Raw genomic sequence first — 22127 nt, forward strand, 5'->3', positions numbered from 1 at the left:
CAACGCCCCGGGGGCGGCTGTCCCGGCCAAGGAAACGAGGCCGCCCCCGGGCCACCCACCGCCGTTTGAGCAGCAGGGAGACCCCAGCATGACGGAAAGCACCATGGGCCCGCACCTGCGGCCCGTGCCCGACACCGGCCCCGACGACGACGCCCCGGCGGCACCCGCCCCGGTCGACAACCCGGCGCTGCCGGATCCCAAGGTCCGCATCGAGAAGCGCAAGCCGGTCCTGGCCGGATGGCTCACCAACAAGCGTGACTTCCTCGCCACCGCCCGCCACGCCGGCGCGAACGTCGGCTACGCCGCCCTCTACCACGGGGTGCGGATCCCGGTGTATGCCGGACGCCTCACCCTGATGGCGCCCAGGGGCGCGTGCCGGTTCATCGCGTCCACGAACCGGTGGGTGTGGGACCGCGAGGCCGCACCCCTGCGGGAGTTCGCGGTACGCACCGAGGACGTCGAGGAGTACATGCGCCTGGCCCGACTCCGCGCCGGCCGCATCCGGCTGCGCGGCCTGGTCACCCTGGTCGCGGCCGTCTTCGGCCTCGGCTTCGCCCTGTACCTGTACGTCCTCGCCCCCGCCTACCTGTACGCGTTCGCGGCCGGCGGGGTGCTGCTGCTCGGTCTCGGTGGTCAGCAGCCCGACGCCCCGGTGGTCGGTCCGGCGGTGCTGAAGACCGAGGTGCAGAAGCTCACCGGCTCCATCGTCCTGCGCGGACTCGACAGCATCGGGAACGCGAAGATCACCGCCGCCATCAAGAAGGGCGGAGACATGAACGGTCTGCGGTTCGTCTCGGAGATCGTCCGTGACGGCCCCGGCTACCGCGCCGACCTGGACCTGCCCTACGGCGTCACGCCCGAGGACATCATGGACGCGCGCAAGCCGCTCGCGTCCGGCCTGCGCCGCAAGGTCGGCTGTGTGTGGCCCTCGCAGGACCCCGACCAGCACGAGGGCCGCCTGGTGCTGTGGGTCGGTGACCGGCCGATGAACGAGACGACGAAACCGGCGTGGCCGCTGTTGAAGGACGGCCGCGTGGACCTGTTCAAGCCCGTCGTCTTCGGCAATGACCAGCGCATGCGCTGGGTCGAGGTGACGCTGATGTTCGTCTCCATCGTCATCGCCTCGGTGCCCCGCATGGGCAAGACCTTCCTCATGCGGCTGCTGCTGCTCATCGCCGCCCTCGACCCCCGGGCCGAGATCCACGCGTTCGACTTCAAGGGCACCGGCGACTTCGGCGCCCTGGAACCGATCTGCCACCGCTACCGCGCCGGCGACGACGAGGACGACATCGAATACGTCGTGCAGTCCCTGCGGGAACTGCGCGAGGAACTGCGCCGCCGGGCGAAGGTCATCAAGTCCCTGCCCCGCACCCGGTGCCCGGAGTCCAAGGTCACCCCGGACCTGGCCAACGACAAGAGTCTGGGACTGCACCCGATCGTGATGGCGGCCGATGAGTGTCAGGTGCCGTTCGAACACGACAAGTACGGCGCGGAGATCGAAGAGATCTGCACCGACATCACCAAGCGCGGGCCCGCCCTGGGCATCGTGGGCATCTTCGGCACCCAGCGCCCGGACGCCAAGTCCCTGCCGCCGGGCATCAGCGCCAATGCGGTGCTGCGGTTCTGCTTGAAGGTCATGGGCCACACCGCCAACGACATGGTCCTGGGCACCGGCGCCTACAAGGCCGGCATCCGCGCCACCATGTTCTCTCGCTCCGACCGGGGCATCTGCTGGATGGCCGGCGAGGGTGACGACGCCCGCATCGTCGCATCCGCGTTCGTGGACGCGGTCGGCGCCGAACGCGTCGTCGTCCGTGCCCGCAAGATGCGCGAGGAGTACGGCAACATCACCGGCCACGCCATCGGCAAGGGCCCGGAGACCACCGGTACCGGCTCCGACATCCTCGCCGACGTCCTCGACGTCATCGCCGCCGACGAGAAGGCCGTGTGGTGCGAGCGCATCGCCACCCGCCTCACCGCCGCCCACCCCGACACCTACGCCGGATGGCAGGGCGAGAACGTCACCACCGCCCTCAAGCCGTGGGGCATCAAGCCGGGACAGGTGTGGGGCACCACCGACGACGGCGAGGGCGCCAACCGGCGCGGCATCAAGCGCGCCGACATCACCGCCGCGATTACGCGCCGTAACGCCGATCGGGCCGCCGCCTGACCCGAGCAGAGGTGCTAGACCTAGCAGCCACGCCCGCTAGGTCTAGCACCCCCACTAGCACCCCATAGGGCCGCTGATCAGCGAACTAGCGTCTAGCGGCCCACCTGCGGAAACCCCCAGAAACCGCCCGGAGAAGGGATGTGAGCCCTGGTGGCTCTCGCTAGCCTCGCCGTCCTGCTCATCCTCGCCGGTTACGCAGCGTTGTGCGCCATCCAACCGTTCGCCCCGTGCCGGAAGTGCTCAGGCATGGGCGTCCGGTTCACCGGCCGCAGCAAGGTCAAGCTGTGCCGTCGCTGCCGTGGACAGCGCTACCGGCTCCGCCTCGGTCGCCGCCTGCTCAACACCGGCCGCGACATCCACCACGCCGGCACTCGCCGCCCCCACCGCCACGACCCCGCCGAGGAGTTCACCCCATGGCCGTGACCGTCTCGCTCGTAGCCCTGTTCGGACTGGTCCTGTTCTTCCTGCTGCGCCACCACAGCCTCAGCGGCGGCGCCGCGTTCGTCGCCGTGATGTTCGGGTTCTTCCTCGCCTCCACCGGCGCAGCCGGACCCATCAACCACCTCACCACCGCTGTCGTCCAGGCCATCCCCAACCCGTAGATACGCCGAGGGCGGCCCCCCTTCGGCCAAGAACCGGGGCCGCCCTCGTTCCACCCACCAACTGAACAGTGGAGGTCACCCAGCATGACCCATCCGACCGACATCGGGCGAGTGCTCGCCCTGCCTGAACCGACCAGCCACCTGCTCACCGCGCTGCACCTCGCGGCGGACGGTGTTCCGGTACTGCCGCTGCGCAAGGGGAAGGTGCCGTTCGGGAACTGCCCGGCATGCACACAGAACGCGTGTGGTGGCCGGCCGAACATGAAGACTCCGGGCCCTTGCACTTGCCCACGGCCGTGCCACGGCTGGGCCGCCGCCACCACCGACCGGCACGTCATTGCCTCCCCGACTTGGGCTCGGGCGTGGCGGACGGCCGCTGCCGTCGCCTACCACCCCGGCGGCGCCGGGGTGACCGTGGTCGACCTGGACGACCCCGCCGCCATCCAGTGGGCCCGGGCCACGCTGCCCGCCACCCGCACCGTGCCCACCACACGGGGCGAACACTGGATCTACCGGGGCACCATGCCGTCATCGAACGCGGTCCGGCCCGGCGTCGACATCAAATCCCTTATGCAGTACGCCCGTTGGCTCGGTCCCGGAAATGGCGCCACGGTCGCTCTCCCGGACGCTGTACGCGCCCTGGCAGTGAAGGAACCACCCCCGGCTGACAGGGCGCCACAGACGCTCACAGTGCCCCTGAGGGGCGGGGAGGGGGAGTGCCGGCACCGCACGCCCGCCTACCTCGATCGTGGCATCGCCATGGCGGAGCAGCGCATCACCGAGGCGCGCAGCCAGGTGCACACCACTGTCTATCGCACCTTCCTCGCGGTGCTGTCCGCTCATGGCCGGTGCGGCTGCCTCACCGACGACCACGTGGCGCGGCTGTTCGCCGCCGCGCAGGCCAAGGGCGAATCGCCGCGGCACTGCACCGATGCGTGGACCAACGCCCGCACCGCACTGGGGATGTAGCCATGTCCGAGAACGAGAAGACCCCGGCCCGCCAGATCATCACCGACTACGCACAAGCGCACTTCCGCTACTTCCGCACCATCGACGGAACCGTCTACGCGCAGAAGAACGGCCACCCCGTCGCCCGGCCCATCCGCTCCCAGGGCACGACCGGCAGCCACCGGCAGGAACTCATGGTCGGCCTCTTCAAGGACGGCATCGGCGTGTTCAACGGCACGGCACTCAAGGAGGCACTGGATTTGATCGAAGCACTCGCCCTGACCGAGGACGTACAGCCCACCCACATCCGCGTCGCCCCCGGGTTCGACGGCGCGACCTGGCTCGACCTCGGCCGCGACGACGGCAAGTCCGTCCGTATCCACCCCACCGGCTGGGACATCCTCACCCCCGACCCGCAGGAAGTCTGCTGGCGACGCACCCAGCTCACCGGCGAACTCCCCCTGCCGGCCAAGGACACCAACGGCAAGGGCATCGACCTCCTGCTGCGCCTGTGCAACTTCGCCAGCGCCGAGACCGAGTGCCTGGCCCTCGCCTGGCTCATCGGTTGCCTGGAACCATCCGTGCCCGTCCCCGCACCGTTCCTGACCGGGCCGCAAGGCGCGGGCAAGTCCACCGGCGGCCGGATGCTGGTGCGGATCATCGAAGGGATGAGCGGCGACCTGCGCCGGGCCCCGAAGGACGAGGAGAACATGATCACGGCCGTCGCCGCCGGATGGGTCACCGCCCTGGACAACCTCTCTCACCTGCCCCCGGACCTGTCCGACCTCATGTGCTGCATCGTCACCGGCGCCGAGAGCATCAAGCGCGCGCTGTTCACCGACGGCGACGTCGTCCGCTCCCGCTACCGGCGCCCCATGCTCCTGACCGGCATCGACGTCGGCGTCATCCGCCCCGACCTCGCCGAACGCCTCCTCCCGCTCCGTCTCGTACGGCCCCGGGTACGGCGGACCGAGGCGGAGCTCTGGGCGGAGTACGCGGAGATCCTCCCGGTCGTTCTCGGCTCCCTGCTGGACCTGACGGTGAAGGTGCGGGCCGCCGAGGCGGAGACCCCCACCGACCTGCGGATGGCCGACTTCGCCCACCTGTGCGCGCAGCTCGATGCGGCTACCGGCTTCGGCGCGCTCAGGGCCTACCGGGCCAGCCTCGATGACCTCAACGACGACGTCATCGAAGGCGACCTGCTGGCGCAGACGGTTCTGCAGCACGCCGCCGGGCTCGACCCGGGCGTGGAAGTCCGCATGACGTCATCGGAGTGGCTGCACTGCCTCACCACCCTCTACAGCGGCGAGGAGTGCCGTCCCCTGCCCAAGGGCTGGCCCACCACGGGCAAGGTGCTCTCCGACCGGCTCAAGCGGCTGCAGCCGACCCTCGCCGCACGCGGCGTCCTCATCGACTGGGGCCGCACCAGCGCCGCCCGCTACATCGAAATGACCCACACCGCTGCCCGCGCCCTACACGAGCAGGAAGCGGCGTTCTGACCCGCGCCACCCGGCGCCGCACCGAACAAGCAAGAGGAGCACCCCGCCCCGCGTGCTCCTCTTGCTGTTCCGGCGGCACCGCCGCCGCTGCACAAGTCGCGCCGCGAAGCGGCTCCTTCTTCACGTCCCGAGCCGCACCACAGATACCGCCCTCTCTTCATTCCTAAGGGAAGAGACGCTGCGTCACTCACGTCACCAGCCACCCGAAACCGGCCCCTGACCAGCGGCTACAACAATGACGCAGACAGCCGACACCTGCGTCACCCGCGTCACCCGCGTCACGCGTGACAGAGCCCCGCCCCGCCCTATGACACGCCCCGAGCGGCCCGCGTCACCGCATAACCGCAGGTCAGGCCTGCAAATGACGTGCGTGACGCGATGACGCAGAAATCCGAGCCTCGGACAAACGTGGCCTTGCCACCCACTTGGAGTCCCTATGGCAAAACCGACAGACCCGGACCCCCGCGCCATCCTCCGGGGAGGTCTCCCGGACCGGTACCTCACCACCGACGACATCGCCGAGATCTTCGAAGTGCCCAAGGAAACCGTCTACCAGTGGCGCAGGAAGCGCGTCGGCCCGCCCGGCTTCCGCATAGGCAAGCACGTTCGCTACGACCCCGCCGACGTGCTCGCATACGTCAGCCGTCGCAAGAGCGCCGACCTTGACGCCGCCTGACGCGGCCACACACCACATCACGCAACTCCCAGGGGAGGGTCACACCGTGGCCCTCCCCGCCCCATGCCCAGAAGGGACTACGTCTCACATGGCTGGCCACATCCAAGACCGCTGGTACAAGACCGAGAAGGGCGCCGACGACAAAGAATTCAAGGTGAAGACGGACCGCTACGGCAAGGGCATGCGGTACCGCGCCCGGTACATCGGCCCCGACGGCACCGAGAAGTCCAAGAGCTTCCCCGACGGCAAGAAGCGTCTCGCCGAGAAGTGGCTCAACAACATCGAGGCCGACATGGCGCGCGGCCAGTACATCGACCCGAAGGCGAGCCGCACCACCTTCCAGCAGTACGCCGAACGCTGGGTCGCTGCTCAGACCACCGACGTGTCCACCCGCTCAGGCACAGAATCCCGGCTCAGGCTTCACGCCTATCCGCACATCGGCTCGCGCCCGCTCGGGTCCTTCCAGCCTGAGCAGATCCGTGCGTGGTCACGGGAGTTGGAAGACAAAGGACTTGCCGCGTCCTACCGCCGGGTCATCTTCGCAAACGTCTCGGCCGTGTTCACGGCTGCCATGGACGACGGACTCATTGCCAAGAACCCCTGCCGCGCGACCTCTGTGAAGGCGCCGGCCATGGTGCCCAACCGGGTGCGCCCGTGGACGGCTGAGCGCGTCTTTGCCGTTCGTGCTGCCCTTCCCGAGCACTACCGCGCCATGGTGGACGCGGGCGGTGGCTGTGGCCTTCGGCAGGGAGAGATCTTCGGACTCCCTGTCGATGAGATCAACTTCCTGAAGGGGTGGTTGCACGTCGCCTATCAAGTGAAGGTGGTCGGCGGGCGTGCCGTATTCGCGCCCCCGAAGCGGGGCAAGATACGCGACGTGCCCCTGCCCGAACGGGTCGGGGAAGCGTTCGCGGCCCACATGAAGCGATTCCCGCCCAGGGACGTGACGCTGCCCTGGCTCGTACCGGGAGGACAGCCCGTGACGAAGAAGCTCATGTTCACCGCTCCCGAGGGCGGTGCGCTCCTGCGTCACAACTTCAACCGGGACGCCTGGAAGCCCGCCCTGGTGGCCGCCGGAGTGCTCCCTGAGCCTGAGCCGGGCCGGCGGATCGCGGAATCCCGGGAGGACGGCATGCACGCGCTCAGGCACTTCTACGCGTCCGTTCTGCTCGACGCCGGCGAGAACATCAAGGCGCTGAGCCGGTACCTGGGGCACAGCGACCCGGGGTTCACGCTGAGGGTCTACACGCACCTCATGCCGAGCAGCGAGAGTCGCACGCGGAGGGCGGTCGACGGCATGTATCAGGCGGCCGGTGAAGGCAACGACGGCCCACAGACGGCCCAGGCGGCATGACGGCACCCCCACCAGCGGCAAAGTGGCTGGTGGGGGCCTATCCGGCTCTAGGCCTGGCCTAGTTTAACTAGAACTGGTATCAGTTCTGAGGCGGCGTCAGAAACTTGCTCTGCGGCGGGAGGCAGTAGGCCATGACCGAGCTCGTGGAACACGGACAGCTGTTCATCGGCGGGGAGTTGACCGACCCCCTGGGCAAGGACGTCATCGAGGTGATCTCCCCGCACACCGAGGAGGTCATCGGCAGGGTGCCGCACGCCTCGCGGCAGGACGTGGACCGGGCCGTGGGCGTCGCGCGCCGGGCGTTCGACGAGGGGCCGTGGCCGCGGGCGAGCCTTCAGGAGCGGATCGAGGTCGTCACCCGCATCAAGGACGGCATCGCGGCCCGGCACGAGGAGATCGCCCGGGTGATCTCCGCCCAGAACGGCTCCCCCTACTCCTGGAGCGTCCTCGCCCAGGCGCTCGGCGCGATGATGGTGTGGGACGCCGCGATCAGGGTCGCGCGGGACTATGTGTACGAGGAGCGGCGGGACGGTGTCCTCGGGCCGATCCTGGTGCGCCGTGAGCCGGTCGGCGTGGTCGCGGCCGTGGTGCCCTGGAACGTCCCGCAGTTCGTCGCCGCCGCCAAGCTCGCGCCCGCGCTGCTGGCCGGCTGCACGGTCGTACTGAAGCCGTCCCCGGAGTCCCCGCTCGACGCGTATCTCCTGGGCGAGATCGTGCGGGAGGCCGGTCTGCCCGAGGGCGTGCTCTCCATCGTCCCCGCCGACCGCGAGGTCAGCGAGTACCTGGTCGGCCACCCCGGCATCGACAAGATCTCCTTCACCGGCTCGGTCGCGGCGGGCAAGCGGGTGATGGAGGTCGCCGCCCGCAATCTCACGCGCGTGACACTGGAGTTGGGCGGGAAGTCGGCGGCGGTCGTCCTGCCGGACGCGGACGTTCAGGCGGCGGTGGCCGGGATCGTCCCGGCGGCCTGGATGAACAACGGGCAGGCGTGCGTGGCCCAGACCCGCATCCTTCTCCCGCGCGCCCGCTACGACGAGTTCGCCGACGCCTTCGCGACGGCCGCGAGCGCGCTGAAGGTCGGCGACCCGCTGGACCCCGCGACCCAGGTCGGCCCGTTGGTCGCCCGCCGCCAGCAGCAGCGCAACCTCGACTACATCCGGATCGGTCAGGAGGAGGGCGCCAAGGTCCTCACCGGCGGCGGCCGACCGGCGGCCCTGGACAAGGGCTGGTACGTGGAGCCGACCCTCTTCGGCGACGTCGACAACGCCATGCGGATCGCCCGCGAGGAGATCTTCGGACCGGTCATCTGCCTGCTGCCGTACGGCGACGAGCAGGAGGCGGTGAAGATCGCCAACGACTCGGACTACGGCCTGTCCGGCAGCGTGTGGACGGCCGACGTCGAGCACGGCATCGACGTGGCGCGGCAGGTCCGCACCGGCACCTACTCGGTCAACACCTTCAGCCTGGACATGCTGGGCCCGTTCGGCGGCTACAAGAACTCCGGGCTGGGGCGGGAGTTCGGCCCGGAGGGGTACGGCGCCTACCTCGAGCACAAGATGATCCACCTGCCGGCGGGGGCGTAGGCCATGGGCGACCGCTGGCACGTCGAGGTCGACCGGTCGGTGTGCATCGGCTCGGCCCAGTGCCTCCACCACGCCCCCCACGCCTTCCGCCTGGACTCCGCCCGCCAGTCCCACCCGGTGGATGCCGACACCGACGCCGCCGAACCCGTCCTGGAGGCGGCCGAGAGCTGCCCGGTGGAGGCGATCGTGATCACCCTGCTGGACAGCGGGGAGGCGGTGTTCCCGCCGGAGGAGTAGGCGTGTCACCGGCCCGGGTCACCCTCCTGCGGTCTCGACGGAACGAGCAGGGCGGGCACACGTGGACAGGTCCGAGGCGGCCGAGCTGATCGAGCGGGCACGGCAGGAATGGCAGGCCGAGGAGTGGCTGCCGGCGGCCGACCTCTACGAGCGGGTACTGGCGCACTACCCGGACGAGAGGCCGAGCGCGGTGTGGTGGTACGACGCCGCGCTCGCCCACAAGTTCCTGCGCAACTGGGCGAGGGCGTACGAACTCGGGCGTGAGGCCGCCGCCCGCGCCCCGCGCGGCGAGGGCGATCCCGCGTTCTGGAACCTGGGCATCGCGGCGACGATCCAGCGCGACTGGGCGACGGCCCGCGACGCCTGGGCCGGCTTCGGCATCGAACTCCCGGAGGGCAGCGGCCGGATCGGCTCCCGCTTCGGGCCGGCCTGCGTGCGCCTGGACACGGGCGGGGAGCGAGAGGTCGTATGGATCGACCGGCTGTGCCCGACACGGGGCCGCGATGGGGGTCCCCCCGGCTCGAACGAAGTTGAGAGCTGGGGGAGAACGTGCCGGTGACCGCCGGCCGCCGCTTCGGCGAGATCGTCGTCCACGACGGTGAACCGAAGGGCCGCCGGGTCGTGGAGGGCCGTGAGTACCCCGTCTTCGACGAGCTGCTCCGCTTCGAGGCCTCGGACCTGCCGACGTTCACGGTCATGGTGAACGCGGGCGGGGCCGCGGATGTCGAGGCGCTGGTGGAGCTGTTCCTGGCCGAGGACTACGGCGCCGAGCCGGCGAGCAGCTTCGAGCTGCTGTGCGCGTGCTGCAGCGAGGGCACGCTGGAACGCCGACGGACGACCCATGGCGGTGCCCAGCAGGTGTCCCTGGCAGCCCCCGAGGAGGAGGCCCGGCGGTTGCTGGAGCAGTGGGTGGCCGGTACGCGCATGGGGCGTGCGTGGAGCGGGCTGACGCTCGTCGGCTGAGGGGGCGGTGCCTCGGGCCGGGCCGTGATCACCGGTGCGCTCCCGGCTCGGTGAGGTCGATCAAACGGCACACCGTCTCGATGTCGATCTTCACCTGGGCGATGGAGGCGCGGCCGGAGAGCCAGGTGATCAGGGCCGAGTGCCAGGTGTGCTCGATGACGCGGACCGCCGAGAGCTGCTCGGGGGTGGGGTTCTCCAGGCCCATGGCGTCCAGGATGATCAGGGTCGTCTGGCGGGAGACCTGGTCGACCTCCGGCGAGACGCTGCGGTCGGCGAAGGTCAGGGCGCGGACCATCGCGTCGGCCAGGTGCGGCTCGCGCTGCAGGGCGCGGAAGGCCCGCATCAGGGTCTCCGCCACCCGCTCGGCGGCCGTGTCACCCGCGGGGGGCTTCTTCCGCAGGGTGCCGTGCATGTGCTCCAGCTGGTCCTGCATCGTCGCCACCAGCAGGTGGATCTTGGAGGGGAAGTAGCGGTACAGGGTGCCGAGGGCGACCTGGGAGGACTCGGCGACCTCGCGCATCTGCACGGCGTCGAAACCGCCCCGGCTGGCCAGCTGGGCGCTCGCGTGCAGGATCCGGCGGCGCCGGGCCTCCTGGCGCTCGGTGAGCGGCGGTGAGGCAGGCCTCGAAACACTGGCTTCCGCAGGCATGGGTCCCGTTCCGTGACAGTCGGTGAAGGCGTCTGTGGGGCACGTGATCAGACAGCATGGTAGGCCGGTCCGCCGTGGCGTGAATCACCTGATCCACTGCTCACAGCACCGCTACCTGCCGGTAGATTCAGAGCCTCTTGAACGATCAAGTCTGAAACTTGTTCTAGATTAGCGTCCCGGCGTAGTGTCGCGGGACAGTGCAGGCAGAAGGGGGCACGGAGTGACCGCTGAGGCCCGTGCGGCGGGCGTCGATCAGGGCCCCGCTGCCGACGGCGAGCGACCGCTCGACATCGCGCTCCTCACCTATAAAGGGAACCCGTTCTGCGGCGGCCAGGGTGTCTACGTACGGCACCTCTCGCGCGAGCTGGCCCGGCTCGGACACCGGGTCGAGGTCATCGGCTCGCAGCCGTACCCCGTGCTCGACGAGGGCTACCCCCGGCTCACCCTCACCGAGCTGCCCAGCCTCGACCTCTACCGCCAGCCCGACCCCTTCCGCACCCCGGGCCGGGGCGAGTACCGCGACTGGATCGACGCCCTGGAAGTGGCGACGATGTGGACCGGTGGCTTTCCCGAGCCGCTGACCTTCTCCCTGCGCGCCCGCCGCCATCTGCGGGCCCGGCGCGGCGAGTTCGACGTCGTCCACGACAACCAGACGCTCGGATACGGGCTGTTGGGCGACATCGGCGCGCCCCTGGTGACCACCGTCCACCACCCCATCACCGTCGACCGGCAGCTGGAGCTGGAGGCGGCCGAGGGCTGGCAGCGCCGGTACTCGGTCCGCCGCTGGTACGCCTTCACCCGGATGCAGAAGCGCGTCTCGCGCCGGCTGCCCTCCGTCCTCACCGTCTCCGGCAGCTCCAAGCAGGAGATCGTCGACCACCTCGGCGTCCGCGGCGACCGCGTCCACGTCGTCCACATCGGCGCCGACACCGATCTGTTCGCGCCGAATCCGGCCGTACCGGAGGTACCGGGCCGGATCGTCACCACCTCCAGCGCCGATGTGCCGCTCAAGGGGCTGGTGTTCCTGGTGGAGGCGCTGGCCAAGGCGCGCACCGAGCACCCGGCCGCCCACCTCGTCGTCGTCGGCAAGCGCCCCGAGGAGGGCCCGGTCGCGGCGGCCGTCGAGCGGTACGGCCTCGAAGGCGCCGTCGAGTTCGTCAAGGGCATCTCCGACGCCGAACTGGTCGACCTGATCCGCTCGGCCGAGGTGGCCTGCGTGCCCTCGCTGTACGAGGGCTTCTCGCTGCCCGCCGCCGAGGCCATGGCCACCGGCACCCCGCTGCTCGCCACGACCGGCGGCGCGATCCCCGAGGTCGCCGGCCGCGACGGCGAGACCTGCCTCGCGGTACCGCCCGGCGACGCGGGGGCGCTGGCCGCCGGGCTGGGCCGGCTGCTCGGGGACCCGGAGCTGAGGGTGCGGCTCGGCCGCGCCGGGCGGGAACGGGTGCTGCGGCACTTCACCTGGGCCCGCGCCGCGGAGGGCACGGTGGCCCACTACCGCGAGGCCATCGCCCGCTCCGGCGGCCCCCGCCGCCCGGCGGGCCCAGTGATCCAGAACCCCGGCCGCCTCGCGGCCCCGGCAAGTGTTGCAGGCGTCTCTTCCGAAAGCAGGGCCACGTGCTGACCGTCGACTTCTCCCGGTTCCCGCTCGCCCCGGGCGACCGAGTCCTGGACCTCGGCTGCGGGGCCGGCCGGCACGCCTTCGAGTGCTACCGGCGCGGCGCCCAGGTCGTGGCCCTGGACCAGAACGGCGAGGAGATCCGCGAGGTCGCCAAGTGGTTCGCGGCGATGAAGGAGGCCGGGGAGGCCCCCGAGGGCGCCACCGCCACCGCCATGGAGGGTGACGCGCTCGCCCTGCCCTTCCCCGACGAGTCCTTCGACGTGGTCATCATCTCCGAGGTGATGGAGCACATCCCCGACGACAAGGGCGTGCTCGCCGAGATGGTCCGGGTGCTCAAGCCGGGCGGACGCATCGCCGTCACCGTGCCGCGCTACGGCCCCGAGAAGGTCTGCTGGGCGCTCTCCGACGCCTACCACGAGGTCGAGGGCGGTCACATCCGCATCTACAAGGCCGACGAACTCGTGGCGAAGATCCGCGAGGCGGGCCTGAAGCCGTACGGCAGCCACCACGCGCACGCGCTGCACTCGCCGTACTGGTGGCTGAAGTGCGCGTTCGGCGTCGACAACGACAAGGCGCTGCCGGTGCGGGCGTACCACAAGCTGCTGGTCTGGGACATCATGAAGAAGCCCCTCGCCACGAGGGTCGCCGAACAGGCGCTGAACCCGCTGATCGGCAAGAGCTTCGTGGTCTACGCGACCAAGCCGCACCTGCCGCGGCTTGACGAAGAGGCGGCCGCCAAGTGACCACCCCCCGGACAGAACACCTCGTCCTGCCCGGGGTCCTCACCGCCGAGCAGGCTGCCGCCACCGTCCGCGGCATCCTCGCCGTACAGCGGGAGGACGGCGCGATCCCCTGGTTCCGCGGGCATCACCTGGACCCGTGGGACCACACCGAGGCCGCGATGGCCCTGGACGCGGCCGGCGAGCACGAGGCCGCCGAGCGGGCCTACGACTGGCTGGCCCGGCACCAGAACGAGGACGGCTCCTGGTACGCCGCCTACGCCGACGGCGCCCACGACGACGTCACCGACCGCGCCCGCGAGTCCAACTTCGTCGCCTACATAGCCGTAGGCGTGTGGCACCACTATCTCTCCACCGGCGACGACACCTTCCTGGACCGGATGTGGCCGTGCGTCTACGCCGCCATGGAGTGGGTGCTCGCCCTCCAGCAGCCCGGCGGCCAGATCGGCTGGCGCCGCGACGACGACGGCACGCCCACCGCGGACGCCCTGCTCACCGGCAGCTCCTCCATCCACCACGCGCTGCGCTGCGCCCTCGCCATCGCCGAGCAGCGTGAAGAGGCGCAGCCCGACTGGGAGTTGGCGGTGGGCGGGCTCCGGCACGCGATCCGCCGGCACCCGGAGCGCTTCCTCGACAAGGACCGCTACTCGATGGACTGGTACTACCCGGTCCTCGGCGGCGCGCTCACCGGCGAGGAGGCCAAGGCCCGGATAGCGCAGTCCTGGGACCGGTTCGTCGTACCGGACACCGGCGTGCGCTGCGTGGACCCCAACCCCTGGGTCACCGGTGGCGAGTCCAGCGAGCTCGCCCTCGCCCTGTGGGCGGTGGGGGAGTCGGACCGCGCCCTGACGATCCTCCAGTCCATCCAGCACCTGCGCGACCCGCAGAGCGGCCTGTACTGGACGGGCTACGTCTTCGAGGACGACGCGATCTGGCCCCGCGAACTCACCACCTGGACGGCCGGGTCCCTCCTCCTCGCCGTCGCCGCGCTGGGCGGGCACGAGGCGACCTGCGCGGTGTTCGGCGGCGAGTACCTGCCGACCGGCCTGGACCCCGACTGCTGCGGCTAGCCGACGGGGCTCAGTGCCGGTGCATCCGGTTGGCGATGGCGTGGCCCACGAACAGGTACACCACCGCGGCCAGTCCGTATCCGGCCACCACCCTCGCCCAGGCCTCGTTGAAGGTGAACAGGTCGTGGGACCAGCCCGCCAGCCAGGCCGCGGCCTCGTGGACGAACTGGACCAGGCTGTTCGCGCGGTTCGCGTCCAGCAGATACATCAGAATCCACAGGCCGAGGATCAGCGCCATGATGTCGGCGACGACCGCGATGACCGTCCCGGCCTGATTCGCGCTGTTGCGATATCGAGGGGACATACCTTCCGGATTGCCGGGCCGCGACCGGTGAAACCCGAACGGCGGACGCCGAGTGGCGCGAGCGGCCCTCTCGGGTGAGGCTGCCCAAGGAAGCAAACCGCTCGGGGAGGACACGTCGGGAGGACCCCGTGCCCGTACCGATACGGCGCCTCTGCCTGGCGCTCACGCTGTGCTGCGCCCTGCTGGCCGGTTCCACCGCCTGCGGCAGCAGCGACAAGACCAGTACGAAGGACACCGCGGCGGTCCAGGCCGCCCCCGCCGCCACCCCCAGCCCGACCACCTCGGCCGAACGGCAGAAGTTCGCCAAGGCCCGGTTCGTGGCGAACGCGGGGCTCGCCGCCGGCGCGACCTACCAGTGGATCGTGAAGCCCTGGAAGGCCGGCAAGTTCAAGAAGGGCGCCCACGGCCGCAAGGCGACCCTGGTCAAGGCCGGTCTGGCCGGTGCGTTCACCTACAACCGGCTCAAGGCGGCCGTCCGCAACGCCCAGGGCGACCCCCTGCTGTCCAAGGCACTCGTCCCGCTCAACTCCGCCATCGAGGGCCTGAAGAACCTGCCGGCCAAGCTCCGCAGCGGCGACGGGAGCGCGGCCGCCTCCTTCAACGACGTCGTCAACAAGGTCAAGGACGCGGGCGCCGGCGCCGGCGCCCCGGTCAAGAACGAGGTGCCCTCGGCGTCCCAGCTCTCCGGCGGCGGCTAGGAGCGGCGGCAGCTAGGAGTTGAGCTCCGCCAGCACCCTGAGGGTGTGCGGGTCCGGCGACAGGGCCAGCAGGTCCGTCACCGGACCCGCGCGCCACAACTCCAGCCGCTCGGCGATGCGTTCACGCGGGCCGACCAGCGAGATCTCGTCGGCGAAGGCGTCCGGCACGGCCAGCACGGCCTCCTCGCGCCGCCCTGCCAGGAACAGCTCCTGGATCCGCCGGGCCTCCTTCTCGTACCCCATCCGCGCCATGAGGTCGGCGTGGAAGTTGCGGGAGGCGTGACCCATCCCGCCGATGTAGAAACCGAGCATGGCCTTCACCGGCAGCAGCCCCTCGGCCACGTCGTCGCACACCTTCACCCGGGCCATCGGAGCCACCAGGAACTTCTCCGGCAACGCGCGCACCACCTCCCCGTACGCCTCGGGCCGGCTCGGCGCCCAGTACAGCGGCAGCCAGCCGTCGGCGATGCGGACGGTCTGCGCCACGTTCTTCGGCCCCTCGGCGCCGAGCAGGACGGGCAGACCGGCCCGCAGGGGATGCGTGATCGGCTTGAGCGGCTTGCCGAGCCCGGTGCCGTCCGGCCCCCGGTACGGCAGGGGATGGAACCGCCCGTCGACCTCCACCGGTGCCTCCCGCCGCAGCACCTGCCGTACGACGTCCACGTACTCCCGGGTCGCCGTCAGCGGCGACTTCGGGAACGGGCGGCCGTACCAGCCCTCCACCACCTGCGGCCCGGACAGCCCGAGCCCCAGCATCATCCGCCCGCCGGAGAGGTGGTCCAGGGTGAGCGCGTGCATCGCGGTGGTGGCCGGCGACCGGGCGGCCATCTGGGCAACGGCCGTACCGAGCTTGATCGTTGAGGTCCGGGCGGCGATCCAGGTGAGCGGCGTGAACGCGTCCGAGCCCCACGACTCCGCGGTCCACACGGAGTCGTACCCGAGCCGCTCCGCCTCCTGCGCGAGCGGCACATGGCCGGCGTCCGGGCCGCGTCCCCAGTAGCCGAGTGCGAGACCGAGCCGCATGCGCCTGCCTCCTGACGATCCGTCAGTCCACTGCCGGGAGGCGACTGTACGACAACGGCCCCCCGCCCGGAAGGGCGAGGGGCCGTGTGCGTCCGGCGTGCGGAAGTCAGCCGCGCTGGATGCCGGAGGTGTCCTGGAGCACGCCCCGGCGGCCGTCCTGGGTCTGCGCGACGAGTGCGGCACCGCGCTGCTCGACGGCCAGGTACCAGGTGCCCGGCGCCAGTTCGGCGATCGGGGTCGGCGAGCCGTCCTCCGCGAACAGCGGACGGGTCACCGGCACCGCGAACCAGAACGGCGAGAAGTCCCCGACGGGCGGCTGCGCAGCCGTCGGAGCCCCCTGCGGCGCAGGCTGCTGCCCGAACGGCTGCCCCGGCTGCGGCTGCGCACCGTACGGCTGCCCCGGCTGCGGCTGGGCCCCCGGGTATCCGTAACCACCGGGCGGCTGGGCGCCGTAGGGCTGCGGGGCGGCCGGCTTGGCGGCCGGGACGAGGGCGCCCTGGAGGGAGGGGACGAGGGGGGTGGCGATGGCGGCACCCGCGAGGACGAGGGTCGCGATGAACCCGAGGATGAGACCGGCGCCGGCGTCGACACCGTCCGGGACATCGATCAGCGTCCACAGCAGCGTCCAGGCCGCCAGCACCGGGAACGCGGTGCCGACCTGGCCGAGGTCGAGCCCGAGCACCTTGCGGGGCTGCGGCAGACAGCGGTTGACGACGATGAGGACGGCACCGATCACCGCACCCATGTAGATGCCCAGGCCCATGCCCAGGTCTTCCCAGGCGTTCCGGCTCTGGCTGGTGCCGAAACCGGAGATGGAGATGCTCTCGAAAGTGAGGAACGACGCGATGAACAGCACCACCGCTGCTCCGATCACCACGCCGTCGCCTCTAGTGAGGGAGCGGATATTCACTTCAGGTCCTTCGTCAGTCGTCTCGTCGTCGGTAGACACTACCGTCCGCAAGATCCGCCTGTCCGGTCGGTTCCGCCCGTCGGTCACGAAGCGCGCAGGAAACTCACGATTCCATCAGAGATCCCTTGCGCCGCCCGCTCCCGCCAGGCGCCGCTGGTCAGCAGTGCCGCGTCCTTGCTATCGCGCATGTTGCCGCACTCGATGAACACCTTCGGAACCGTTGACAGATTGAGACCGCCCAGGTCCGTACGTGTGACGAGACCGGTGCCGTTCCCGAGGTAGTTGGACGGCGGTTCGCCGGTGTCGCGCAGGAAGTTGCCGGCGATGCGCACGCCGAGGTCGTGGGAGGGGCCGACGATCGGCCGGGTGTCGGCGGCACCCGCGTGCACCGAGCCCGGCAGGATGACGTGGAAGCCGCGGTTGCCCTCCGTCGAGCCGTCGGCGTGGATGGAGATCGCCGCGTCCGCGTGCGCCTCGTTGCCGATCCGGGCCCGCTCGTCCACGCACGGACCCCAGGCCGGGCTGTCGCCGTCATGGGTCAGCTTGACCGTGGCGCCCTGCTTCTCCAGCAGCGCGCGCAGCCGGTGTGTGACGTCCAGGGTGAACCGGGCCTCGGTGTAACCGTCGTTGGTGGACGCTCCGGTGGTGTCGCACTCCTTCCAGTTCGTGCCGATGTCCACCTTGCGGTTGATTTCGGCCGTGTGCTGGAAGTTGCCCGGGTTGTGCCCGGCGTCGATGACGACGACCTTGCCCCTGAGCGGACCGGACGCGGAACCTCCCGAGGGCCGCTTGCCGTCATCCGTCGCGGAAGGCGAAGCAGGGGCGGAGTGAGCGGATGAGGAGGGCGCGGCGGATGCACGGGACGCCGGAGCCGCCGAGGCCGTACGGTCCCCGCCGCCGTCGGCACCGCCGCCCACCGCCTCGTACACCACCCAGCCGAGCAGCGCACCGGGCACCAGCGCGGCGAGCGCCACGGTCAGCGGGCCGCGCCGGGGCCGGCGCGGCTGCGGGGGATCGAACTCCGGGCCTAGGTACGACACGTCTGCGACTCTAACCGGGGCCTCAGATCCCCGCTCGCGTTCGCCGCAGGACGCGCAGGGAGCCGGTCACCGAGACCTCCGTGAACGCCCCGGACCCGAGCGCCCGGAGGTACACGCGGTACGGGGCCTGCCCGGTGAACTCGTCCTCGGGTTCCGGGAAGACGTCGTGGATGACCAGCAATCCCCCTTCGGCCACATGGGGGGCCCAGCCCTCGTAGTCGGCGCCCGCGTGCTCGTCGGTGTGTCCGCCGTCGACGAAGACGAGTCCGAGCGGGGTGTTCCAGATGGCCGCGATCTGCGGTGAGCGGCCCACGAGCGCGACCACGTGCTCCTCCAGCCCCGCCTTGAACAGCGTCCGCCGGAAGGCCGGCAGGGTGTCCATCAGGCCGACCTCCGGGTCGACCGTCTCCGGGTCGTGGTAGTCCCAGCCGGGCTGCTGCTCCTCGCTGCCCCGGTGGTGGTCCACGGTCAGCGCCGTGACCCCGGCCGCACGGGCCGCGTCGGCGAGCAGCACGGTGGACCGCCCGCAGTACGTCCCGACCTCCAGCAACGGCAGCCCCAGCCGCCCCGCCTCCACCGCGGCCTCGTACAACGCCAGCCCCTCGTCCACGGGCATGAACCCCTTGGCCGCCTCGAACGCGGCCAGGATCTCGGGCTTGGGGGCGGTGGCGGGCATGGGGGCCTTCCGGTCGTACGACTGTTCAGGGGGCCCATGCTGCCGCACCCCCGGTCGCTTTTCGACAGGGGGTGCGTTTCATGGGTGCGCGGGGCTGTATTGATATGCGGCTCCGCCGCGTGGGCGCGACAAGCGACGACGGCGGGTGGGCCGCCGGACGGCAGACCCCCCGGGCTCTCAGGCGCTCACAATCTCCCCAGGCAGCGAAAGATCCAGATCGACAGCCCGCTCCTCACCCGAATGCGTGGCCGAAGAGGCAAGCGGCCCATGGCCGGAGGCCTTCGCGGCGAGCACGTACGCGCCCTGAGCCGGCACGGCGAGTGCGTAGCTGCCGTCCTCCTCGGAGACGGCCGCCCCCGCCTGCCGCCCCCGCCGGTCGATCAGCGTGACCTTGGCCCGGGCGACCGGAACGCCGGAGGCATCCAGAACCCGCCCACGGAAACCCCGGAGCACCTCTTCGGCACGCTCCAGACCGGCGTCCTCCTCGCTGCTGGCCCGCAGCTGGGTGTGCTGCTGACCCGGCCGGGAGGCCTTCGGCAGGAACAGGGCCAGCAGCAGGCCCACCGCCACCGCGGCCGTGGCGATCAGGAAGGACACCCGGAAGCCGTGCATGGTCGGGATCGCGATGCCGCCCACCTTCTGCGCCGTGTTGGCGAGCACCATGCCGATGACGGCACTGGACACCGACGTGCCGATGGACCGCATGAGCGTGTTGAGGCCGTTGGCCGCGCCCGTCTCGGAGGCCGGGACCGCGCCGACGATCAGGGCGGGCAGCGAGGAGTAGGCGAGGCCGATGCCCGCGCCGAGCACCACGGACGTGACGATCGTCTGCCAGGCCGCGTCCATCAGGCCGAGCCCGCCACCGTAACCGATCGCGATGATCAGCAGGCCGATGATGAGGGTGACCTTGGGGCCGTACCTGGCGGACAGCCGGGCGTACACCGGAGCCGTGAACATCATCGTCAGGCCCAGCGGTGCCACGCACAGACCCGCGACGACCATGGACTGGCCGAGGCCGTAGCCGGTGGCCTTCGGCAGCTGGAGCAGCTGGGGCAGGACCAGGGAGACGACGTAGAACGCCACGCCGACCATGATCGACGCGAGGTTGGTGAAGAGGACGGCCGGGCGCGCGGTGGTGCGCAGGTCGACCAGGGGTGCCTGGACGCGCAGTTCGTACAGGCCCCACAGGAGGAGGACCACGACCGACGCGGCGAACAGACCGAGCGTCGTACCGGACGACCAGCCCCAGTCGCTGCCCTTGGTGATGGGCAGCAGGAGCAGCACCAGGCCGGTGGACAGGCCGAGCGCTCCGAGCAGGTCGAAGGAGCCCTCCGCCCGCATGGGGGACTCGGGTACGACGAGGAGGGTGAGGACGATGGACAGCACGCCGAGGCCGGCGGCGCCGTAGAACAGGGCGTGCCAGTTCGTGTGCTGTGCGACCAGGGCCGCGGCGGGCAGCGCGAGGCCGCCGCCGACGCCGATCGAGGAGCTCATCAGGGCCATCGCCGAGCCGAGCCTCTCGCGCGGCAGCATGTCCCGCATCAGGCCGATGCCGAGCGGGATCGCGCCCATGGCGAAGCCCTGGAGGGTACGGCCGACGATCATGGTGAGCAGCTGGCTGGTGAGGGCGCTGACCAGGGCGCCGACGACCATCACGGCGAGGCTGAGGATCAGCATCCGCCGCTTGCCGTAGAGGTCGCCGAGGCGGCCCATGATCGGGGTGGCCACGGCACCGGACAGGAGGGTCGAGGTGAGGACCCAGGTGGCGTTGGAGGGAGCGGTGTCCAGCAGCTGCGGCAGGTCCTTGATGACCGGCACGAGCAGGGTCTGCATCACCGCGACGACGATGCCCGCGAACGCGAGCACCGGGACCACGGCGCCGCCCGCTCTGCGGGCCGGCTGGTCGGTCGTCGTGTGGGTCATGGAGTCGAGGCCTCCCCGTAGTGATAAGTGCTGGGTAAACCTCGTATGCACAGGCAACTATTCCGTTGCTTCGGGCCCCTAATGAATCCTTGACCAGTTCATGGGTAACTGACGAGCCGTCAACGATGGCCTGTTGGTGAAACAGGTTCTAGTCTGCGCGCCATGAAGGCCTATGTCGCCGGGGTCGGCATGACCAGGTTCGAGAAGCCCGAGACCCGTGAATGGCAGTACTGGGACATGGTGCGGGAAGCGGGGACCGCCGCGCTGGAGGATGCGGGCGTTGCGTACGCCGACGTGGAACAGGTTCCCGTCGGCTACTGCTTCCAGCCCTCGACCGCCGGCCAGCGCGCCGCCTACGAACTCGGCCTGACCGGCATCCCCGTCTACAACGTCAACAACAACTGCGCGACCGGCTCGACCGCGCTGATGCTCGCCCGCCACCTCGTGGCGGGCGGCGCCGCCGACTGCGTGCTCGCGCTGGGCTTCGAGAAGATGAAGAAGGGCGCGCTGGGCGGGGGAGCCGACGGCGGGGACTTCTCCGTGTCCCCCGTCGCCCGGCACTACGGCGTCATGGCCGCCCGGCACGGCTTCGAGCCCGCCCCGCCGACCGCGCAGATCTTCGGCGACGCGGCCCGCGAGCACATGGAGAGGTACGGCACGACCGAGGCCCAGCTCGCCGCGGTCGCCGCCAAGAACCACCGGCACTCCGCGCACAACCCCTACGCCCAGTTCCGGGACGTGTACGACGTCGCCGGTGTCCTCGCCTCCCGCACGGTCCACCGGCCGCTGACCAAGCTGCAGTGCTCGCCGACCTCGGACGGCGCGGCGGCGGCCGTGGTGGTCTCGCAGCGGTTCGCCGACGAGCGCTCCCTGGAAGGCCTGGTCGAGATCGCCGGGCAGGCCATGACCACCGACACCGAGGAGTCCTTCGCGTCCGGCTCCTGCATCGACGTGGTCGGGCAGCCCATGTCCCGGGCGGCCGCCCGGCAGGCGTACGAGCGCGCCGGGCTCGGCATCGAGGACGTGGACGTCATCGAACTGCACGACTGCTTCTCGGTCAACGAGCTCCTGACCTACGAGGCGCTCGGCATGTGCGCGCCCGGGGAGTCCGGGAAGCTGGTCGAGTCGGGCGCGACGACGTACGGCGGCCGCTGGGTGGTGAACCCGTCGGGCGGGCTGATCTCGAAGGGCCATCCGCTGGGCGCGACCGGCCTGGCCCAGACGGCCGAGCTGGTGTGGCAGTTGCGCGGCACGGCGGGGGAGCGGCAGGTGCCGGGCGCGCGGGTGGGGCTCGCGCACAACATCGGGCTGGGCGGGGCGGCGGTGGTGACGGTGCTGCGCGCGGTCTAGGCCCTGTCGTCAAACTCCCTCCCCCAGCCTTCGGCCGGGAGGTGCCCCCAGCCCCGCGACGCCATGCACGCACTCTCGCCGCACCGGGCCC

23 protein-coding genes are annotated in these 22127 nt (G+C 70.9%); 16 read left to right on the plus strand and 7 right to left on the minus strand.

Going from position 1 to position 22127, the window contains the following annotated elements:
- The first annotated feature begins 88 nt into the window (after positions 1-88).
- The 11 genes from ACFYZB_RS19880 (at position 89) to ACFYZB_RS19930 (ending at position 10032) form a co-directional block, all read left to right on the plus strand.
- On the plus strand, positions 89-2170 hold the full coding sequence (locus ACFYZB_RS19880; protein ID WP_388760069.1) for a cell division protein FtsK: 2082 nt from the start codon (positions 89-91) through the stop codon (positions 2168-2170).
- Positions 2171-2320: 150 nt separating this feature from the next.
- Positions 2321-2593: a hypothetical protein gene (locus ACFYZB_RS19885; RefSeq protein WP_388760072.1), complete on the plus strand. Its 273-nt coding sequence runs from the start codon at positions 2321-2323 to the stop codon at positions 2591-2593.
- Positions 2584-2772 carry a hypothetical protein gene (locus tag ACFYZB_RS19890; protein WP_388760074.1) on the plus strand — a complete coding sequence of 63 codons (189 nt, stop codon included), beginning with the start codon at positions 2584-2586 and terminating at the stop codon, positions 2770-2772. Before ACFYZB_RS19885 ends, ACFYZB_RS19890 begins: the two co-directional genes overlap by 10 nt.
- A gap of 84 nt (positions 2773-2856) precedes the next feature.
- Positions 2857-3741 carry a bifunctional DNA primase/polymerase gene (locus ACFYZB_RS19895; RefSeq protein WP_388760077.1) on the plus strand — a complete coding sequence of 295 codons (885 nt, stop codon included), beginning with the start codon at positions 2857-2859 and terminating at the stop codon, positions 3739-3741.
- A gap of 2 nt (positions 3742-3743) precedes the next feature.
- Complete coding sequence (locus ACFYZB_RS19900) at positions 3744-5219, plus strand: ATP-binding protein (protein WP_388760079.1); 1476 nt, start codon at positions 3744-3746, stop codon at positions 5217-5219.
- Between the two features lie 436 nt (positions 5220-5655).
- Positions 5656-5895, plus strand: coding sequence for a helix-turn-helix domain-containing protein (locus tag ACFYZB_RS19905; RefSeq protein WP_388760082.1), 240 nt, complete (start codon positions 5656-5658; stop codon positions 5893-5895).
- A gap of 88 nt (positions 5896-5983) precedes the next feature.
- Positions 5984-7249, plus strand: coding sequence for a tyrosine-type recombinase/integrase (locus tag ACFYZB_RS19910; RefSeq protein WP_388760152.1), 1266 nt, complete (start codon positions 5984-5986; stop codon positions 7247-7249).
- A gap of 131 nt (positions 7250-7380) precedes the next feature.
- Positions 7381-8832, plus strand: a complete 1452-nt coding sequence (locus tag ACFYZB_RS19915) for an aldehyde dehydrogenase (RefSeq protein WP_388760085.1) — start codon at positions 7381-7383, stop codon at positions 8830-8832.
- 3 nt (positions 8833-8835) lie between these two features.
- Positions 8836-9069 (plus strand): ferredoxin, encoded by a 234-nt coding sequence (locus tag ACFYZB_RS19920; protein WP_351203465.1) that lies wholly within the window; start codon positions 8836-8838, stop codon positions 9067-9069.
- Between the two features lie 61 nt (positions 9070-9130).
- The gene (locus ACFYZB_RS19925; protein WP_388760087.1) at positions 9131-9628 is read left to right on the plus strand and encodes a hypothetical protein; all 498 of its coding nucleotides are present in this window, start codon (positions 9131-9133) and stop codon (positions 9626-9628) included.
- A complete protein-coding gene (locus tag ACFYZB_RS19930) occupies positions 9625-10032 on the plus strand; it encodes a hypothetical protein (protein WP_388760090.1) in 408 nt (135 codons plus the stop codon). The genes ACFYZB_RS19925 and ACFYZB_RS19930 overlap by 4 nt, the downstream gene beginning before the upstream one ends.
- A gap of 28 nt (positions 10033-10060) precedes the next feature.
- Here the strand turns inward: ACFYZB_RS19930 and ACFYZB_RS19935 are convergent, their stop codons facing one another.
- Positions 10061-10681 carry a TetR family transcriptional regulator gene (locus tag ACFYZB_RS19935; protein WP_351203469.1) on the minus strand — a complete coding sequence of 207 codons (621 nt, stop codon included), beginning with the start codon at positions 10679-10681 and terminating at the stop codon, positions 10061-10063.
- Between the two features lie 220 nt (positions 10682-10901).
- Here ACFYZB_RS19935 and ACFYZB_RS19940 point away from each other — a divergent pair, with 220 nt between their 5' ends.
- The 3 genes from ACFYZB_RS19940 to ACFYZB_RS19950 are packed head-to-tail and all read left to right on the plus strand — an operon-like array spanning position 10902 to position 14112.
- Positions 10902-12305, plus strand: a complete 1404-nt coding sequence (locus tag ACFYZB_RS19940) for a glycosyltransferase family 4 protein (RefSeq protein ID WP_388760093.1) — start codon at positions 10902-10904, stop codon at positions 12303-12305.
- Positions 12299-13045 (plus strand): class I SAM-dependent methyltransferase, encoded by a 747-nt coding sequence (locus ACFYZB_RS19945; RefSeq protein WP_351203473.1) that lies wholly within the window; start codon positions 12299-12301, stop codon positions 13043-13045. Before ACFYZB_RS19940 ends, ACFYZB_RS19945 begins: the two co-directional genes overlap by 7 nt.
- Positions 13042-14112 carry a prenyltransferase/squalene oxidase repeat-containing protein gene (locus ACFYZB_RS19950; RefSeq protein WP_388760095.1) on the plus strand — a complete coding sequence of 357 codons (1071 nt, stop codon included), beginning with the start codon at positions 13042-13044 and terminating at the stop codon, positions 14110-14112. Before ACFYZB_RS19945 ends, ACFYZB_RS19950 begins: the two co-directional genes overlap by 4 nt.
- A 10-nt stretch (positions 14113-14122) precedes the next feature.
- Here ACFYZB_RS19950 and ACFYZB_RS19955 read toward each other — a convergent pair whose 3' ends face one another.
- Positions 14123-14416 (minus strand): hypothetical protein, encoded by a 294-nt coding sequence (locus ACFYZB_RS19955; RefSeq protein ID WP_388760097.1) that lies wholly within the window; start codon positions 14414-14416, stop codon positions 14123-14125.
- 128 nt (positions 14417-14544) lie between these two features.
- Here ACFYZB_RS19955 and ACFYZB_RS19960 point away from each other — a divergent pair, with 128 nt between their 5' ends.
- Complete coding sequence (locus ACFYZB_RS19960; RefSeq protein WP_388760100.1) at positions 14545-15114, plus strand: hypothetical protein; 570 nt, start codon at positions 14545-14547, stop codon at positions 15112-15114.
- A gap of 12 nt (positions 15115-15126) precedes the next feature.
- Here the strand turns inward: ACFYZB_RS19960 and ACFYZB_RS19965 are convergent, their stop codons facing one another.
- The 5 genes from ACFYZB_RS19965 to ACFYZB_RS19985 form a co-directional block, all read right to left on the minus strand.
- On the minus strand, positions 15127-16137 hold the full coding sequence (locus ACFYZB_RS19965; protein WP_388760102.1) for an LLM class F420-dependent oxidoreductase: 1011 nt from the start codon (positions 16135-16137) through the stop codon (positions 15127-15129).
- A 106-nt stretch (positions 16138-16243) separates the two neighbouring features.
- The gene (locus tag ACFYZB_RS19970; RefSeq protein WP_388760105.1) at positions 16244-17047 is read right to left on the minus strand and encodes a hypothetical protein; all 804 of its coding nucleotides are present in this window, start codon (positions 17045-17047) and stop codon (positions 16244-16246) included.
- A gap of 83 nt (positions 17048-17130) precedes the next feature.
- Positions 17131-18087 (minus strand): N-acetylmuramoyl-L-alanine amidase, encoded by a 957-nt coding sequence (locus tag ACFYZB_RS19975; protein ID WP_388760107.1) that lies wholly within the window; start codon positions 18085-18087, stop codon positions 17131-17133.
- A 22-nt stretch (positions 18088-18109) separates the two neighbouring features.
- Positions 18110-18763, minus strand: coding sequence for a class I SAM-dependent methyltransferase (locus ACFYZB_RS19980; protein WP_388760110.1), 654 nt, complete (start codon positions 18761-18763; stop codon positions 18110-18112).
- Positions 18764-18940: 177 nt separating this feature from the next.
- Entirely contained in the window at positions 18941-20686 is a 1746-nt protein-coding gene (locus ACFYZB_RS19985; RefSeq protein ID WP_388760113.1) for an MFS transporter, read from the minus strand.
- Between the two features lie 162 nt (positions 20687-20848).
- Between ACFYZB_RS19985 and ACFYZB_RS19990 the strand changes: the two genes are divergently transcribed.
- Positions 20849-22036 carry a lipid-transfer protein gene (locus ACFYZB_RS19990; RefSeq protein ID WP_388760115.1) on the plus strand — a complete coding sequence of 396 codons (1188 nt, stop codon included), beginning with the start codon at positions 20849-20851 and terminating at the stop codon, positions 22034-22036.
- Positions 22037-22127: the final 91 nt, after the last annotated feature.

The sequence above is a fragment of the Streptomyces sp. NPDC001852 genome (assembly GCF_042891825.1).
Taxonomy (GTDB): Bacteria; Actinomycetota; Actinomycetes; order Streptomycetales; family Streptomycetaceae; genus Streptomyces.

What these genes read in the sequence shown, in the direction of transcription:
- ACFYZB_RS19880 (WP_388760069.1), top strand. Translation starts at nt 89, where the DNA reads ATGACGGAAAGCACCATGGGCCCGCACCTGCGGCCCGTGCCCGACACC.
- ACFYZB_RS19890 (WP_388760074.1), top strand. Translation starts at nt 2,584, where the DNA reads ATGGCCGTGACCGTCTCGCTCGTAGCCCTGTTCGGACTGGTCCTGTTC.
- ACFYZB_RS19895 (WP_388760077.1), top strand. Translation starts at nt 2,857, where the DNA reads ATGACCCATCCGACCGACATCGGGCGAGTGCTCGCCCTGCCTGAACCG.
- ACFYZB_RS19900 (WP_388760079.1), top strand. Translation starts at nt 3,744, where the DNA reads ATGTCCGAGAACGAGAAGACCCCGGCCCGCCAGATCATCACCGACTAC.
- ACFYZB_RS19905 (WP_388760082.1), top strand. Translation starts at nt 5,656, where the DNA reads ATGGCAAAACCGACAGACCCGGACCCCCGCGCCATCCTCCGGGGAGGT.
- ACFYZB_RS19910 (WP_388760152.1), top strand. Translation starts at nt 5,984, where the DNA reads ATGGCTGGCCACATCCAAGACCGCTGGTACAAGACCGAGAAGGGCGCC.
- ACFYZB_RS19915 (WP_388760085.1), top strand. Translation starts at nt 7,381, where the DNA reads ATGACCGAGCTCGTGGAACACGGACAGCTGTTCATCGGCGGGGAGTTG.
- ACFYZB_RS19920 (WP_351203465.1), top strand. Translation starts at nt 8,836, where the DNA reads ATGGGCGACCGCTGGCACGTCGAGGTCGACCGGTCGGTGTGCATCGGC.
- ACFYZB_RS19935 (WP_351203469.1), bottom strand. Translation starts at nt 10,681, where the DNA reads ATGCCTGCGGAAGCCAGTGTTTCGAGGCCTGCCTCACCGCCGCTCACC.
- ACFYZB_RS19955 (WP_388760097.1), bottom strand. Translation starts at nt 14,416, where the DNA reads ATGTCCCCTCGATATCGCAACAGCGCGAATCAGGCCGGGACGGTCATC.
- ACFYZB_RS19965 (WP_388760102.1), bottom strand. Translation starts at nt 16,137, where the DNA reads ATGCGGCTCGGTCTCGCACTCGGCTACTGGGGACGCGGCCCGGACGCC.
- ACFYZB_RS19980 (WP_388760110.1), bottom strand. Translation starts at nt 18,763, where the DNA reads ATGCCCGCCACCGCCCCCAAGCCCGAGATCCTGGCCGCGTTCGAGGCG.
- ACFYZB_RS19985 (WP_388760113.1), bottom strand. Translation starts at nt 20,686, where the DNA reads ATGACCCACACGACGACCGACCAGCCGGCCCGCAGAGCGGGCGGCGCC.
- ACFYZB_RS19990 (WP_388760115.1), top strand. Translation starts at nt 20,849, where the DNA reads ATGAAGGCCTATGTCGCCGGGGTCGGCATGACCAGGTTCGAGAAGCCC.